The sequence below is a fragment of the Micromonospora sp. URMC 106 genome (genome assembly GCF_051386395.1).
GTDB lineage: Bacteria > Actinomycetota > Actinomycetes > Mycobacteriales > Micromonosporaceae > Micromonospora.
The window spans coordinates 1-483 of record NZ_JBPQTP010000250.1 but is presented as its reverse complement, the minus strand read 5'-3'; the positions used below and the strand labels follow the sequence as shown (position 1 = coordinate 483).

1 protein-coding gene is annotated in these 483 nt (G+C 67.1%); it reads right to left on the bottom strand.

The annotated features are described in order from the left end of the window. A partial coding sequence (locus tag ACSNOB_RS31990; RefSeq protein WP_436691176.1) for a C39 family peptidase occupies positions 1-483 on the bottom strand: 483 nt, incomplete at both ends.

Below are 483 nucleotides of genomic sequence, written 5' to 3'. Positions count from 1 at the left end.
TCATCCGGTAGGAGGCCTGGGCGGGGTCGGCGGAGTCGGCGATGGTGACGGTGTGGCCGTTGTCGCGGTAGCCGACGACGCTGATGTAGTGCCCGCCTTCGAAGGAGTGGACGCCGCCGTCGGTGTCGGTGGCGGTGCCGGCGATGTTCGCCACGACGGCGTGGCCTTCGTCGATGGCGGTGACGATGTCGGTGCGCAGCTTGTCGGTCTGCTTGTCGTCGGCCTTGGTCTCGCGGATCTCCACCGACTGGTAGGCGTTCTTGCCGGTCTCCTTGTTCAGTACGGGGGTGATGTCGTTGATGGAGTTGGTGCCGGCTTCGGTGGTGCCCATGCGCTTGGCCATGCCGTCGACGTCGATGTTCTTGCCCTGCACGCTGAGGGCGTTGCGGGCGGCGGCGGGGCCGCAGTAGTAGAAGTTGGGCTGGGGTTCGTAGCGCACGCCCAGTTCCCGCTCGCTGTTCTTGCGGTCCTGGCCGACGGTGG